Source organism: Streptomyces sp. NPDC046197 (assembly GCF_040646295.1).
GTDB lineage: Bacteria > Actinomycetota > Actinomycetes > Streptomycetales > Streptomycetaceae > Streptomyces.
Genome location: NZ_JBEYZY010000013.1, coordinates 140,807 through 155,096 on the forward strand (window position 1 = coordinate 140,807; position 14,290 = coordinate 155,096).

Annotated in this window: 13 protein-coding genes and 4 pseudogenes; 7 read left to right on the forward strand and 10 right to left on the reverse strand. The window is 68.7% G+C overall.

Annotated features, from left to right (window positions below):
- Window positions 1-162: 162 nt before the first annotated feature.
- The 3 genes from AB0A61_RS20250 to AB0A61_RS20260 all read right to left on the reverse strand — a co-directional run bounded on the left by AB0A61_RS20250 (window position 163) and on the right by AB0A61_RS20260 (window position 3,781).
- Window positions 163-2,181, reverse strand: a complete 2,019-nt coding sequence (locus AB0A61_RS20250; protein WP_361293602.1) for a helix-turn-helix domain-containing protein — start codon at window positions 2,179-2,181, stop codon at window positions 163-165.
- Window positions 2,181-2,333, reverse strand: a complete 153-nt coding sequence (locus tag AB0A61_RS20255; protein ID WP_361293605.1) for a hypothetical protein — start codon at window positions 2,331-2,333, stop codon at window positions 2,181-2,183. The genes AB0A61_RS20250 and AB0A61_RS20255 overlap by 1 nt, the downstream gene beginning before the upstream one ends.
- Window positions 2,334-3,532: 1,199 nt before the next feature.
- Window positions 3,533-3,781: an SCO4226 family nickel-binding protein gene (locus AB0A61_RS20260; RefSeq protein WP_361293608.1), complete on the reverse strand. Its 249-nt coding sequence runs from the start codon at window positions 3,779-3,781 to the stop codon at window positions 3,533-3,535.
- A 249-nt stretch (window positions 3,782-4,030) separates the two neighbouring features.
- Between AB0A61_RS20260 and AB0A61_RS20265 the strand changes: the two are divergent.
- A pseudogene (locus AB0A61_RS20265) lies at window positions 4,031-4,330 on the forward strand (hypothetical protein); the annotation flags it as partial.
- Here the strand turns inward: AB0A61_RS20265 and AB0A61_RS20270 are convergent.
- Entirely contained in the window at window positions 4,331-4,510 is a 180-nt protein-coding gene (locus tag AB0A61_RS20270) for a hypothetical protein (protein ID WP_361293611.1), read from the reverse strand.
- Between the two features lie 992 nt (window positions 4,511-5,502).
- Here AB0A61_RS20270 and AB0A61_RS20275 point away from each other — a divergent pair.
- Complete coding sequence (locus AB0A61_RS20275; RefSeq protein WP_361293614.1) at window positions 5,503-6,039, forward strand: hypothetical protein; 537 nt, start codon at window positions 5,503-5,505, stop codon at window positions 6,037-6,039.
- A 52-nt stretch (window positions 6,040-6,091) separates the two neighbouring features.
- On the opposite strand, the pseudogene AB0A61_RS20280 reads toward AB0A61_RS20275, so the two are convergent.
- Window positions 6,092-6,315 (reverse strand): annotated as a pseudogene (locus AB0A61_RS20280) (transposase); the annotation flags it as partial.
- Window positions 6,316-6,459: 144 nt separating this feature from the next.
- Here AB0A61_RS20280 and AB0A61_RS20285 point away from each other — a divergent pair.
- Together AB0A61_RS20285 and AB0A61_RS20290 are read left to right on the forward strand one after the other, a co-directional pair.
- Complete coding sequence (locus tag AB0A61_RS20285) at window positions 6,460-7,599, forward strand: inorganic phosphate transporter (protein WP_361293617.1); 1,140 nt, start codon at window positions 6,460-6,462, stop codon at window positions 7,597-7,599.
- A gap of 45 nt (window positions 7,600-7,644) precedes the next feature.
- A complete protein-coding gene (locus tag AB0A61_RS20290; RefSeq protein WP_361293620.1) occupies window positions 7,645-7,875 on the forward strand; it encodes a hypothetical protein in 231 nt (76 codons plus the stop codon).
- A gap of 268 nt (window positions 7,876-8,143) precedes the next feature.
- Here the strand turns inward: AB0A61_RS20290 and AB0A61_RS20295 are convergent.
- Window positions 8,144-8,286 (reverse strand): annotated as a pseudogene (locus tag AB0A61_RS20295) (LysR family transcriptional regulator); the annotation flags it as partial.
- Window positions 8,287-8,553: 267 nt separating this feature from the next.
- Between AB0A61_RS20295 and AB0A61_RS20300 the strand changes: the two are divergent.
- Both AB0A61_RS20300 and AB0A61_RS20305 read left to right on the forward strand, forming a co-directional pair.
- Window positions 8,554-9,168, forward strand: coding sequence for a DUF1326 domain-containing protein (locus tag AB0A61_RS20300; RefSeq protein ID WP_361293623.1), 615 nt, complete (start codon window positions 8,554-8,556; stop codon window positions 9,166-9,168).
- Window positions 9,156-9,923, forward strand: a complete 768-nt coding sequence (locus tag AB0A61_RS20305; RefSeq protein WP_361293626.1) for a DUF2182 domain-containing protein — start codon at window positions 9,156-9,158, stop codon at window positions 9,921-9,923. The genes AB0A61_RS20300 and AB0A61_RS20305 overlap by 13 nt, the downstream gene beginning before the upstream one ends.
- Before the next feature lie 455 nt (window positions 9,924-10,378).
- Here AB0A61_RS20305 and AB0A61_RS20310 read toward each other — a convergent pair whose 3' ends face one another.
- Window positions 10,379-10,801 carry a TetR/AcrR family transcriptional regulator C-terminal domain-containing protein gene (locus tag AB0A61_RS20310; RefSeq protein ID WP_361293629.1) on the reverse strand — a complete coding sequence of 141 codons (423 nt, stop codon included), beginning with the start codon at window positions 10,799-10,801 and terminating at the stop codon, window positions 10,379-10,381.
- A gap of 124 nt (window positions 10,802-10,925) precedes the next feature.
- On the opposite strand from AB0A61_RS20310, the gene AB0A61_RS20315 reads away from it, so the two are divergent.
- A complete protein-coding gene (locus tag AB0A61_RS20315; RefSeq protein WP_361293632.1) occupies window positions 10,926-11,444 on the forward strand; it encodes a hypothetical protein in 519 nt (172 codons plus the stop codon).
- Window positions 11,445-11,954: 510 nt separating this feature from the next.
- On the opposite strand, the gene AB0A61_RS20320 is transcribed toward AB0A61_RS20315, so the two are convergent.
- The 3 genes and pseudogenes from AB0A61_RS20320 to AB0A61_RS20330 all read right to left on the reverse strand — a co-directional run bounded on the left by AB0A61_RS20320 (window position 11,955) and on the right by AB0A61_RS20330 (window position 13,996).
- On the reverse strand, window positions 11,955-12,752 hold the full coding sequence (locus AB0A61_RS20320) for a hypothetical protein (protein WP_361293635.1): 798 nt from the start codon (window positions 12,750-12,752) through the stop codon (window positions 11,955-11,957).
- A gap of 347 nt (window positions 12,753-13,099) precedes the next feature.
- Window positions 13,100-13,327 (reverse strand): annotated as a pseudogene (locus tag AB0A61_RS20325) (alpha/beta hydrolase fold domain-containing protein); the annotation flags it as partial.
- Between the two features lie 126 nt (window positions 13,328-13,453).
- Complete coding sequence (locus AB0A61_RS20330) at window positions 13,454-13,996, reverse strand: TetR family transcriptional regulator C-terminal domain-containing protein (RefSeq protein ID WP_361293638.1); 543 nt, start codon at window positions 13,994-13,996, stop codon at window positions 13,454-13,456.
- Window positions 13,997-14,290 lie beyond the last annotated feature (294 nt).

Genomic DNA, 14,290 nt, shown 5'->3' on the forward strand with positions numbered 1-14,290 from the left:
GCACAGCTCGCGCGCGCCTCTTCACCAGGCCGTCCACTGACAACAAGCCCGCTCCATGGTGGGCCGGTGGAGCGTGTCTGAAAGATCGTGTAAGTCCGTGATGTGACAGGCCGACGGGGGCAGACCTGTGCCGGTCTGCCCCCATGGGTTCATCGTGGTCGTTCAGCTGGGGTGCTGGGTGGATGCGGGCAGGGGTTGGCCGAGGCGGTGGACGGTGGTGATGGTGGTCGTGTTGGTGCGGTTTCCCTTGTTGTCGATGCCGAAGCGGCCGCTTGCGCCGGGTACGGCACCGTTGCGCAGTGCGTAGAGTTCGTTTCTGACGGCGTAGCGGTTGGGCAGGCTGGGTGGGCCGTCGCCGTTGGCGGCGGCGTTGTGAAGGGCGGTTGCGGCGGTCAGGACGGCGTCGTGGGCGACGATGGCCCAGTAGCTGCTGGTGAGGTGTTCCCCGGGGAATTGCTGTCCGTGGTGCGGGGAGGTGAAGGCCTTGGCGAAAGTGTCGTAGAGGCCGCGGTCGGGGTTGTCGGAGCCGCGGAACTGGGCCGCGCTGGGGAAGGACGCGTACAGGACGGTGATGGGGGCGTCACCGTCGTGGAGGGAGACGGTCTTGGGGTCGAGGGCGGCTGCGTCGGATCCGGTGATGACGGTGATGGGCTGGCTGTGGCAGCTTCTCCTGGCCAGCGCGTCGAGGAAGTCCGGCAGGTACTTGACGCGGGCGGCGTAGTAGACGGTGTCGATGGTCTTGCCGGTGTTGCAGAGGTTCTGGCTGATGGTGGGCAGGATGGCGCCGGGCCCGCCGCGGGGGTCGAAGGTGAAGTCGGAGGTGTCGTCGAGATGCTTCTTGAGGCCTTCGACAGTGCGGAAACCGCGGTTGAGGGATTCGGTGTAGAGGTCCCTGGTTCCGTTGGGCGTCACTGATGTGCTGACCAGGGCCGCGGTGCGCCGGGTGGGTCCGAGCTCCTTGCTGATCGCGGTGAGCTGGTCTGTGTTGGTGAGGGCGACGCGGGCCAGTCCGTTGATCGGTCCCTTGCCGTCGACCGCGCCGGTGGCGTCGAAACCGTCCGCGGTGATCAAGTCTCCGATCATGGGCAGATCGGCCTTGCTCAGTGCCCGGGAGGCGTCGACGGTTTCCTGCTGGCTAAGTCCCATGCCGGTCACCGCCACCAGGCGGTCTGCATCCCTGCGGGCCGCGAGCTGGTCGACGGCCTGCGCCCACTGCTTTTCGCTGCTGCCCATGTTGGCCACGACCAGCCGGATCCTGGGCCGGCTGTTCTTGCTGTTCTCCTCCTCGATGGCGGTGTAGGCGCCCTCGAGCTCGGCGACGTACTGGCCGACCGTCAGATTGTTCGCGTCCTTCGATGTCAGCGGTGTCAGGAACGCGATCGTCACGTAGTCACCGCTCTTGGCCACGTTCCTGTTCTCCGCGCCGATGGCGGTCATGACCGGCTTCAGATCGCTGCCGAAGACGGCCGAACCGTCGCTGCCGTCGGTGACGCCCGTGCATTCCCCGCCGGCTCCGGTGACCAGACTCGGATTCAGGGTGCCGCAGTGCTTCTTCTTGAACCGCTCCAGGTCCTGCACCTGCTTCTCGTGCGCCTGCCGGTCGTCCAACCGCTGCCACTGCCATGCCCCGACGCCGACCGCGAGGGCGACCACGGTGCAGGCGACAACCACGCCTGCCCGCAGCCTCCTGCGGCCGCCAAGAAGGAGCGCCCATCGCGTGCCGTGCCCACCCGGTGGCGCGGTTGGGCCGTTCCCGACCGGAACCGCATTTTCCGGCGTGCCCGCCTCTGCAGCTCCGGCCGGAACCGCGTCTGGGGAGGTGCCGACCGGGTCCTGCGGCGTGCCGGCCGGTGAGGGTGCCCCTCCCTCCCGATCCAACGCTTCCCAGCACGTCAACCACGGTTCCCGTTCCGTGTCGCTCAGACCGCAGGCGCGCAGAAACCTGACCACGAAGTCTCTGTTGGGCAGCGCGTCCATCCTCAGCACGTTGGAGACCGTGGCGGACGCCAGCTTCCTGGAGCCGTCATCACTGGCCTTCTCCAACTCCTTGAGCGTGATGCCCCGGCTTTCACGCAACTGCCCCAGGGCGATGCGGAACTCCTTCTGGTTGCGAATGCGCCGCGGGCCCGGCCACGTCACGTGGCCGCCCTCCGTGACCCGCCCGTCTTCCGGCTGCGTCATCACACGCCTCCAGGAGAGCCGGCGGCCGGGCGCTGCCCGCCCAGACAGGAGACGATCTGCACGGCCGCGGCTCCTGCTGCCATGACCAGCCCGAGGGCGTCGCTGACGGAGTGCCCGCTGCACACAAGGACGATCACCACCAGCAGGATCACCGTGAAGACGGTGATCCGGTGCCCGGGTGTGAGACTCGCCCCGCAAAGAAAGTCTGCTGACGTCGCCTGGTGGCGCCGCCATCGCGAAACGGCTAGTGACACAGTTCTTTCCCCCTCCTGGGCGCGGCGAAGATCGCCGACGAACACGGCTCCGCATCCGGTTACCGGCCGCGATGCGGACAGCACCCAGTTTTGCCTGCGTCTGGACCGAGACTGCAACCCCATCGGCACGACTGGAAGCAACCCGAACATTCACCGTCATCCAAAGAACCGCCGCTCGCGTTTTCCGCTCGATTCGCGGTCCTTTCCAGCGTCCCGACGGCTCCCCCGCCGGACCTCCGAATGCCTCGAGCTCCAACCCGAAGCCAACCGCAGGACGGGCCTCTGCAACACCCTCAGACCTGCCCGGTGAGCCCGTCGCCCCGCCCTGACCTGCCTATTCGCCATTCGGAACGCTTCCGAACCTGGAAGATCTTGCGCAGCGGCCGGCAGGATGGTGAGCTGAACAAGCGGAACCCCCGCCACCGGAAATCGTCGTTCCCCTCCTTCCTGGGCGCGGCAGTGCATGAGCGGGGTGGAAGAGGGGACTCCTGTTACCGGCTGGAGTCCCCTCGCCATATTGACCTTCGCAACGCAAAAACAGCTATTCCGTTTCCAGTAAACGAAAACGCCATCCGTGGCGTGAACTGCCGGCTGAAAGGGCGCGGAGGTTACCGTCGGATGCCCGCGTCAAAGGTTCAACCCGAGCGGAGCTCACAAATGGCAACCGTGTGCTAAATGGACCAGAGCGGCTCCGTAAGGTGGTTGGCGGTCCGGGAGAGTGGGGTGTGGCTCTGAAGTCGCTAGCCGCGCATGGCTCCGGCGGAGTGGCGCCCCGCTCTCCAGCACTCCCCGAAGCCGAGGAGACGCCCATGACCACGCAGCTGCCGCAGGAGCTTGACCCCTGCCACTCAGACTCCGCCACCCTTGCGCTCAATGCGCCCCCTGCATGCTCCTCAACACCTCTTCACTTCGAGTGGACTCGAAGTGCTCTCGTCCTGAGGCCCGTCCCATCTGCTTGGGGCGGGGGCGAATCTGGGCCGTCCGGGGCGAACCGCCGTTGACGGATGATGACAACCAGTCCCGTGCGTCCACCCAGGTCACAGGCTCAGCTGCAGGAGACCCCCGCCTACGGTTTTCCGTGGGCGGGGGGGCTGTGTTCACGCGGTCAGGGGAACCGGGTGGATCTCGTCGGCTCGGTGACCAGCACGTTCGTGGATGCGCTGGACCGCTTCAGCCGAGGGAGCCTCAGAGAGGCAGTAGACCGTGCCGGACTCCGGGTCCGCCCAGGCCTTCTCGAAGTGGACGCCTTCTTCCTTCTCGATGTCGAGATCGGCCTTGTGGGCCTGCAACAGCTGGTCGGCAGTGAGGCCCTTCATGCCGCGGTGGACGTCCATGAACTGAGGCATGGCGTCGCGCCTCCTTCCGACTGTCGCGTCCTGCATTGCCGAATCGCTGGCCGGCTCCGTCATGTCCATCCTGTGCCCATACAACCGTGCTGGCGACCGTGCGGGCCCCGGCCAACAGGAAAGCCGTTTGTGCCCTCTGCGTGCCCGGTCCAGCAGTACCAGACGGAACGGCGGGGAAGCTGCAGCGACCGCACCGGGAACGCGCAGGTCAGACTCTCTGCGGGTCAGCCCCCGTCCAGTTACGCGATCTTCCAAACTGGTGAGACGGCCGTGGATGCCTCGCTCGTCGGCCGCTACTACGAACGGTTCGCCGACCACGCCGTGGCGGTGGCCCAACGCGTGGTGTACCTCGTCACGGGCGAGTATGCGGACAACCTGCTCACGGACCCTCCCGCGACCGCCTGCCCCTTCCCCGCGGCCCACCGTGAGTGTGCTTCTCGCTCGATGGCAGATGCGCGCCGTCTTACGTCAGGCAGAGGCATCCCACCGGTCTGCACTGGAGGGCGCGGAGGCCAACCATCGCAGGGCCTTGGAGGCTTCGGAAGCTGATCACGCCAGGGCCATGAGCTTGTGCGCAATCAGGCAGAGTCCGAACGGTTCCGTTGGCTGACCGATACGCGCCACGCCGAATACCGCCTGTTTCAGAGCTCGTTGGCGCAGTTTCGCCGCGCGCTCCTGACTCCCGAACTTGTTGTCCAGGATGTTCGGGAGGCTTTCGACGATCTCCACGGCGCCGAAAACATGATCTACTCGGTTGGGCCCGAGGAGGTGTACGAGCGCGCACGGCGCATAGTTGACCGGTGCAGGCCGCTGGTCATGATTCAACTGGACCGAGAGCCCCCGCTCGAGGTGCGGGAGCTCGTGTGGAGCCAAATCAGGCCGCTACGAGACGAGTTGAACGAGGCCGTGAGGCGGGTTCTCGGTGAGGCATGGGTGCAACTTCGGAGACCAGACGCGTGAGGCCGTCATACACCCATCCGGGCATGGCCGTCACGGAAGCGCGGCCACAACCTGTTCCTGGCCATCCCGATCGAGAAGTTGGTCGCAGCGCCTGGTCATCTCCTTCGCCTTCCTGATGTGAACTGCTTGCGGAAGACGGCTACCCGTTGCCTCGCCGGGCTCCCCCATCGCCCTGCGTGGCTCCGTGAGCCTCACGTGTTCCTTTGCCGGAGACGGCCTGACATGCGGTCGCGGCAGTGGGGTGGTCGGCGAGGAGGGCGGTGGTGTAGTCGGCTTCCGGGAGCAGCGTTGCGGTGATTTCGTCGTTGGTATGGCCGGCCAGGGTGAGCTCCTGGATGCGTCGGAACAGCAGGCGGTCTGCTCCGGCGATCAGAGCGGCGGCGGCCTGGGGTGCGATGGCGTCTGCGGAGGCGGGGCTGTCGGCTGCCAGTGCTGTGGCGAGTGCTTCCTCACGCTGGTCGTGCAGTTCACGCAGTCGGGCGGTGAACGGTTGGCCAAGGCGGACAACTCGAACGGCAGGGCGGTCTGCGCCTCAATGATCAGCTCTTCGAGCCGACTCTCGTCGATGGCGGCGTCGGGACCGGCGGACGCATGCGGTGGGTCCGACACGGGGATCACCCCTTCCGCGCCCAGTTTCACACCGACCCGGGCTCTCTCACGTCAGGAGCCCTCCATCGGGATTCGCCAGACCCCCGTCCGGTCGGCGGTCTACCGTACGGACATGCCGCGCTGCCTGCTGCGGTCATCTGAGGAGGAGTCCTGTGTCATCGCCCTGTGGCCCCGAGTACGCTCCCATCGGCGATGTGGGCGCAGCGCTCATGATGGTCGACTCTCGGCTCAAAGCCGTCTACGACAGCAAGACCGAGACCGACCCCGAACAGCAGCAGATGGTCGACCAGTTCGCCGCGTCCTTGGGCCCTGCGGGAGTCGATGCGCTGCTGGACGGCGCGTGCACGCTCATTTACATGTTCATGAAGTGGCTGCGGACGGCCTGCGAGGACCACGACAAGGATGTCATCGAGTACGTTGTGCCCGCGCTCGTGGCCACGATGCGCATGATGCCCAAGACCTTCCGACCCGAGGTCATCCCCACCATGGCCGGCCTGCTCATCGCCGCAGGCACCGGCCTGAGTCCCAATTTGTGGCGCGCGCAGTACGGGCGCTGGACCGACGCCGAGATGAATCCCCTGGAAGCCACGGCCGTCCTGCTCGCGGAGCACATCAACCGGATTGCCGGCGACCACGACTTCGCCACCCGCTTGATCACCGAGGCTCTGTCCCGATCGGAGCAAGGCTGACGTGCAGCATCCTTGCGCACACGTGGGACCCGACCAACGCATCAGCCTTCCACCCGCAATACTGCGGAGCCAACCTCGACCGACATCCTTCCGTCCTTCGGCACCGACACGTCGTCGATCACCCACGCTGCAGGGTCGATGAATGGGCCGGCGACGGCCGTCCAGCATCAGTCCCCGCAGGTAGCGGTTGCTTCTGGCCCGCTGGTCCTTGCGGCGCGGCATCGAGGCGAGCACATCCGCCACGTACGACGCCAACTTCGCCCGGGCCCGGTTCACTTCATGTACCTCGCCTGGCCCCGGGCGTGAGCTGCCCTCTCACGGTCGCGAGCCCGGGACGCGTCGCTTAGCGTGGAAGGCAGGCGCGTCCGGGCTGAGACGAACGGCGGGCGCGAGGTCCGGCCTGCCTCGGGAGGTTTCCCAGTGGCTACCGCCCCGTTCCTCCTCATCGTCGTCGTTCTGACGGCTCTGGCCTTCGACTTCACCAACGGGTTCCACGACACGGCCAACTCGATGGCGACGTCGATCGCCACCGGCGCTCTGAGACCGCGCGTGGCCGTCGCCGTCGCGGGGGTGCTGAATCTGGCGGGCGCGTTCCTGTCCACGACAGTTGCCAAGACCATTTCCGGCGGCATCGTGGACGACGCCAGAGTGTCCCTGCTGATGATCTTCGCCGGGCTCGTCGGCGCGCTCCTCTGGAACCTGATGACCTGGTTCGCCGGGCTGCCGTCGAGCTCGTCGCATGCGCTGTTCGGAGGGCTGATCGGCGCTGTGTGGGTCGGTGCCGGCGGATCCGCGGTGCAATTCGGGGCGATCGTGCAGAAGATCGTGATCCCGGCCATCCTCTCGCCGGTCGTCGCCTGCGTCGTGGCCGTGCTGGCGACCTACTTTGCGTACGTCATCACCGGGCGGACGGCTCCCGGCCGGGCGCTGCGCGGATTCCGCAGGGGACAGGTCGGTTCGGCGTCGCTGGTCGCGCTGGCACACGGCACCAACGACGCGCAGAAGACCATGGGCGTGATCACCCTGGCTCTCATTTCCGCCGGGGTGCTCACCCACGGCTCCGGGCCGCCCTGGTGGGTGGTGCTCACCTCCGGTCTGGCGATCGCGCTCGGCACGTACATGGGCGGCTGGCGGATCATCCGCACCATGGGCAGGGGGCTCACCGACATCGAGGCGCCCCAGGGCTTCGCGGCCGAGACCAGCGCGACTGCCGTGATTCTCGCCTCGTCCCACATGGGCTTCCCCCTGTCGACCACGCAGGTGTGCACCGGCAGCATCCTGGGCGCGGGCCTGGGTCGCAGACTGGCCCGGGTACGGTGGGGCGTAGCCGGGCGCATCGCACTGTCCTGGCTGCTCACGCTGCCCGCAGCGGCGGCCGTCGGCGGCGCGGCGGCCTGGATCGCCGGCCACGGCACCGGGGGCGTGGTCCTGGTGGCGGCCTCAGCGGCCGCCGCTGCGGTCGGGTTCTGGGCACTGTCGCGCCGCCGCCCCGTGACCGCGGACAACGTCAACGAACTGCCCACCCGAACGTCCGAGCACACGGAGCAGACCGCGGCGTGAGAGCCGGGCGGCCCCTCCCGATTGTCAGCGAAAGGAGGCACGGCGATGGACATCCACTGGGGCACCTTTGGCGGCGTATTCGGTGTGAGCCTCGGTATCACGCTGCTCCTGGTCGTGCTGTTCTCCCTCGGCATCGCCGCCTGGCCTGGTGCCGACGGCAACGGCGGAGAAAGATCCCGCGCCGCCCGACCGGCCGCCACCGCGGCAGCGGTGCTGTGCTTCGGTGCGTGCCTGGCGGTCGCCGCCTACGGGCTCGCCTTGATCGTCGGCGGTTGACGAGACGACCGGAGGGATACTCGCCGGATGGCCGGTCGGCGTTCCGCTGTTCCAGATGGCGGCGACGTACCGCTGTTCCCTGCCCGATCTGGTGGGTTGTGGCGCAGGACCGTCGTGGCGCCACCTTTCACCTGGCCTCATGGGCGCCCGTCAGGTAGTCAGGTTCTGAATGGGGCGGCCCGCACTGAAGGATTACGTCCACCCCTGATCACAGCTCGATGGGCACCGGGTGGCAGAGGAGCATCCAGGGGTCGTCGGCATCCGGTAGTGGTCCGCCGCGGACAGGGAGGAGGCGGACACCCGGCGGCACGGCGGAGGCCAGGGCGGCAGGCGCAGTGGTCAGTCCGCCGCCGGCGGAGACGAGTTGGAGCTTGGCCGGCCAGTCCAGGCCGTGTGGGCGATCTCGGGCCGCATGATGCTTCCGCTTCGGATGCCGGCGATGCCCGAATGAGGTGCAGCCTTCTTCGAACGAGCCATGAGGAGGACGTCGTCGGTGACGAATCCGAGGCCGCGGGTGCCCCCACGACCCGGTGCCAGGACGGTGAGCGGTGCCGGCAGTGGATCTGCGCGGCGGGGGCGGTCGGGAATAGCCTGGAGAAGAGCGGCACCGGGACGGAACGGACCCTCCCGATGCACTGCCTCCACCGAGGGGGACGCAAAAGAGGGAGGCGAACAGCCATGCCCTGGAATCTGAACGGCACGTATCTGGAGAGTTGCAACTGTGACGCGGTGTGCCCCTGCACCACCTCGGGCCTCACCGCACCGGCCGACCATGAGCGCTGCCAGGTGACCTTCGCGTTCCACGTGGACAGCGGGAACGTGGACGGCGTGGACGTCTCCGACCGCAGCGTCGCCGTCTTCATCGACGCGCCCCGGGTGATGGCCGAGGGCGGCTGGCAGGTGGCGCTGTACCTAGACGCTTCGGCCGACGACGGCCAGGCGGAGGCGCTGGGCAAGGTCTTCTCCGGCCAGGCCGGCGGCCCGATGGCGGCGCTCACTCCGCTCATTGGCGAGGTCCTCGGCGTGGAGCGCGTTCCCATCGACTACCGCGACGACGGCCGCCGCCACGCCGCGCGGGTGGGCGACGCCATCGACATCGAGATCGAGGACCAGGTTGCCCCGCAGTTCGGCGAGGACGGTCCGGTGATGGGCCTGACCGGCATGTTCCACCCGGCGAACAGCACGCTGACCATTGCCCGGTCCACCCGGGCGACGGGCGACGGCGTGTACGGCCGGTCCTGGGACTTCTCCGGCGGCAACGGACACTCGGCGCCGTTCACATGGGCCGCGTGACCGGTCGGCAGGTCACCGTCGGCCGCAGGGCGGGCCCCGCCGGACTGCTGCTGGTTGCGGCGGCTGCCGCCTGGGTCTGGGTGGTGACGCGCTGGGGCGGCATGCAGGCGATGCCGGGCACCATGGGCCTGGGCCTGCCCGCTTTCCTGGCCGTGTGGACGCTGATGATGGCTGCGATGATGCTGCCCGCCACAGCGCCCGTCGCCGCGCTGTACGCACGCACCATCACCGTGCACCGGGCGCCGCGCATGGTCGTTTTCACGGTCGCCTACCTGCTTGTCTGGGCCGCGGCGGGGCTGCTGGCGTACGCGCTCGCCGCCGGCCTGGGCCGGGCGGCGAGCCTCCCCGCCGCGGCGGGGACCGCAGTGGCCGCGGCCGCGTTCGCGGTCAACGGCGTCTACCAGCTCACGCCTCTCAAGGACCGCTGCCTGGCGAGGTGCCGCTCGCCGATCGGGCTGATGCTGCGCTACGCCTCGTACCCGGGTCTCTCGCGCGATCTGCGTGCCGGAGCGCACCACGGGACCTTCTGCCTGGGCTGCTGTTGGTCGCTGATGGTGCTGCTGGCTGCGTTCGGTGTGATGAACCTGTGGGCCATGGTGGTCCTGACCGCCGTGATCACCACTGAGAAGCTGGCTCCGGCCGGTCGTCTGGTGGCCCGTGCCGTGGGAATCGCCTCGATCGCGCTGGCCGCCGTCGTTTTCTGGGTCCCGGCGCTGGCTCCAGGCCTCACCGGTGGCGGTATGGCCCGGATGTGAGGACAGAGGACAAAGGCCGTGCCCGCCGAGAAATCACACGCCGGGCGCGGGCGGCACCCCCGCACTGGGGGTGCCCCAGGCACGGGTGAAGTAGATGTTGACCGGATGCCGGCAGAGAGTATCGGCTGGTCTGCCCAGCCTCCCCGAGCTGTGGGCCGGCGAGGCCCCGGTGTCGGCGGTGGAGCCACTGGCCACCGTTGAACACGTCGAGGCGGCCGGCGACGAGGCGACGAGGCGACGAGGCGACGAGGCGACGAGGCGACGACCACTCAAGGGCGCGTATCGGGTTGTGATCAACCGGGGAAGCGCCACCGCACAGACCCTGATCCGCCGGACCGCCTTGCATGACGCACGTGCAACTGGCCGATGCGGAGTGGAGGTTCGTCGAGCCGTACCTGCCGATCAGGAGGTACGGCCCGTACGCCGAGCAGCTGCGGCAGCAGTTCGCACGCATGCTAGCGGCGGCTGTGTCGACCGGCGGCGAGGCGAGCCTCGAAGCCGTCGAGGATGGCCTGGAGACCGAATTCGAAGCTGCTCCGGGGTGCGGCGGCGTATTCGGCTGGGGCGCCGAGGCGCTCGCGCAGCCGCGGGAACTGCATGGCGATCTCCGTGGCCTGCGTCATGGTGTCCGCCAGGCGCTGCTCGGCGTCTGCGGCGTTCTTCCCCAGACGCCGCGTCAGCGTGACCTGCGCCGCGGGCCCGAGAGCGCTGCCGAGCACGTAGACGAACACCGTGGCGGCCGCCCGGTCTGCATCGGCGGCGGCGAACCCCGCCTTCTCGTAGAGGGCGAGGCTGTGGTCGTCATGGCGGGCCTTGCCGGGACCGTAGATGAGATGACTGCCGAACGCCTGCCCGAGCCACGGGTACCGGGTGAGCATCGCGCGCCACCGCTCCCCTTACACGGCGCCTCGCAAAAACAACAAGGAGATGCAACCGTACGGGGCGGCCGAATGTCCCCCATAGTGAAATCACTGTCCCCTTACACGAAAGATCGGGGGCGACATGCAACACCACCCGCGCCGCGTGGCCGTCACCGCGAGCCTCCTTCTCACCACCGCCATGGGCGCCGTGATTCCCGCCTCGGCCGCCACGCACACCGGGGCAACCAGGCAGGCCCCCGCGACCCCGCTCGTCGCCAACGCCCGGTGGGGCGGGCACTGCACCTTCGACCGGCTCGTCATCGACGTCCGGGGCACCACGCCCTCGGTCACCGTCAAGCCGGTCAAGGAACTGCGCTACGACCCCTCCGGGAAGCCGGTCCCGCTGTCCGGCGAGCACTTCCTTCAGATCACGCTCTCCCCAGCCACTGCGCACAGCGCGGCAGGGCAGTCGGTCTATCAAGGACCCCGGCTGGCGAATATCCATCTCCCCCAGCTCAGGGGCCTCGCCCTGACCGGCGACTTCGAGGGTGTTGTCGGCTTCGGGACCGCCTTCCACGCCAAGCCCGTCTACCACACCTTCAAACTCCACTCCCCGGAGCGCTTCGTCCTCGACGTCAGCCACGCCGACCGCTGTGCCTGACCTGCCGTAGGTGAACGGCAGCACCATGCGGAAGGGCGAGCGCGGCAGGACAGGGAGCTCACCCACACAGGTGGGCTCCGCGCCGGCCGAAGCGGCCGTGGGCGTCGTGGCCGGGATGACGCACACCACGACGACGGCGCCCACACCTGATCCGCTTGATGCCGCGCCCCACGCGCTCGCTGAGGCGACACATCACGCGCGGACCGCGCTGATCAACCGCTCGGCGCAAGATCCGCGGACACGGCACCATGTACGGCGTACTGAACCGGGGAACCGTCGACGTCGCCGGGCTGCGGCGACTGCTGTCCGGTGTGCGGCAGCTCGAAGCCGCGGCAGGGCTGTCCCGTAGGGCGTACGTCCGCTGACGGATTGCAGGTCCCACGTGGGCAAGTCGGTGGCAAGCCGTAGATCGGTAGGGGGACGGTCGCGAGGACATGGCCCTTCTCGCGCCGTAGCAGCGTGGGCACAGCGTGGGACGAGCGCACGCGGCAGGTGATCGGGTCCCGCCGCCTACGACCCGCGGTGGAAGAAGCCGGACTTCAGGTCCCCGATGACAGCGTCGAGTGGATGCCCACTGACGATGAACGGTCCGCTCCAGGGCGCGCTGAGTGCGAAGAGCAACGCCAGGCTCAGCCCGACCACACTCGCCACACCCGCGATGAGCAGTGATGTTCGCAGGCTGCTGCGGAAGACCAGTGCCCCGGCGTTCGCGATCAAGGCCAGTCCGGTGACCGCAAGGGTAACGACGTAGAGCGTGGGAACTTCGCGCGACGCAGCCGCGATGCGGGCACGACGACTGGTGGTAAGACCGTCCAGGGAAGCCACGAGCTCGGTGCCGGACGTGGTTCCCACCTCGGGCCGGGCCGCCTCGTCGCGCACACTCCGCTCCAACCGTGCGATCGCGCGAGCGGTGGCCGGGTCGTCGCCGGACGCCGCTGCCGCACCCTGCCATTCCCTGACACGTGTGGTGTGCAAATAGCCCAGCAGTGCCGCGTGGATCGGCTCGGACTGGACTCGCGGACTTGTCGCCGCCCACGCCAGCCGGGAGGCTGCGGCTGCCTCGTCGCTCACCAACCCCTCTGCTGCGCGCAGGTAGCCGGCCTCGCTGGCCAGTGTCAGCGCCGCGAAGATCGCGAAGGAAGCGCCGAGTGTCGGCATCAGGGGCGGGGCGATCTGCGGCACCCGGTCCCGTTCCGCGACCGGTACGAGCGCCCGGACGCCGACCCGCGCCACTGCCGCGACCAGGAAGGCGAGCGAGAGCCCGCCCACAACCAGTACCGGCGCCGGCAGCGAGGTCAACCAGTTCACCACATCACCTACAGCGCGTTCCCACGAGTGTCACGTAGCGGCGACTCATCGGTCTCCGCGACCTGGAGCTCCTCGTCGATCACTTTCAGCGGACGCTCCATGATCACAGATGGAAGACCCTTGATGCCCGCGACGCCCGGCACGGCACCTCGTTTCGTTGGCCAAACAGCCTAGTGCGGCCCGGTACGAGGCTCTTCGGCCGCGTTGCGATGCACTACCGCACCGGACGCCCTTCGTTGTCCGCCGCCCAGGTTGCAAGACGCGCCTCTAGTTCAATTGTTGACCAGGTATGAACAGCGGCCGGCCTTCGTATCGCCGTTCGGCCCGGTCGGCCCCGCGCTTCCCTGTCACCAGCAGCACCCCGGCCCTGAAATGTGAGCACCCGGATCCGTTGCGCCGACCCATCCCACCCAGGGTGCCCGTGCCACGCCTGAGCCGGTGAGGCCGCTGTCCAGCAGGCCGCGGCAAGCGGCCGGCGCGTCGTCGAAGGCCGCTGGGAAGGGGTGTTCGGACGCCGGCCGGTGGTCGACAGCCGCCACGCGGGCGGCGGTACGGCATGCGATCCGGGCGGCGAGGGCCGCCGAGGCACGGGGGAACCGACTGCGTACCTGCCGCCGTGCAGGTGAAGCACGGCACCGCTCGCCTGGACGCCGGCGATGCGTGAAGGCGCGGGGACAGAGCCTGAGTCGTGAATGGCCGGGCTAACGCAGGGCGGCGGCGACGAGGCCTTCCAGCGCCTCGCGTGGCACTTCACCGCCGCACACGAGCCGGTCGAAAACCAGCCCGTCGATGCAGGTCAGCAGCGTGTGTGTGCGGTTGTCGACATCGGTCGCTCCGTGCCGGGCGAGGAACAACCGAACGGCGTCGCGGCCGGCGTTCCCGCGGGGTACGAGGATCTCGCGCAGCTCGGGGTCGCGCACGCTCTCCACGGCGCAGGCGTAGCGGGCGAGTGAGCGGCGGCGGCCTTCGCCCGTGAGTCGCTGTCGGATGAGCAGCGTCATGCCGTCCACCGGTTCCTCGGCAGTGCGGAGGGGCGGAAGCTGCTGGGCCGTCGTTTGCAGTTCGGCCTGGTCGAGTTGGACCGTCGAAGCCGCGCTTGCCCGGTACGACGCCGAGCGCCGCCCGCGCAGCCAGGCCGTCGCACGCGCCGCCAGGCAGGCCGGGCGGATGGGCCAGCAGCTCACCCACCCACTGGCCGTGGCCCCGCGGAACACGGCCATGCGGATGACGCCCTCCCGCGTCACAACGCGCGTGATCCTTCGGCACCACGCCTGGATGCCACCACAGTTGAACTGATCCGACCGCGCGCCACCGACTCGCAACCGGACACCTTCCAGGGCAAACTCGAACTGAAGGTCTACGTGCTTCCGACCGGCCGGTGTCGCCTGGCGCGACGTCCCGACGGAGACCGTGGGCTGCTCCGGGGTGACGGCCTGCGCCGTCTGCGCGAAGGGCAGGTCGGAGCCTGTCGGGGGCGGGGCGACGGATGATCGGACACCGCCCGTCCCGCGGCCTCATGGGCAGGTGCCGTTCGATGC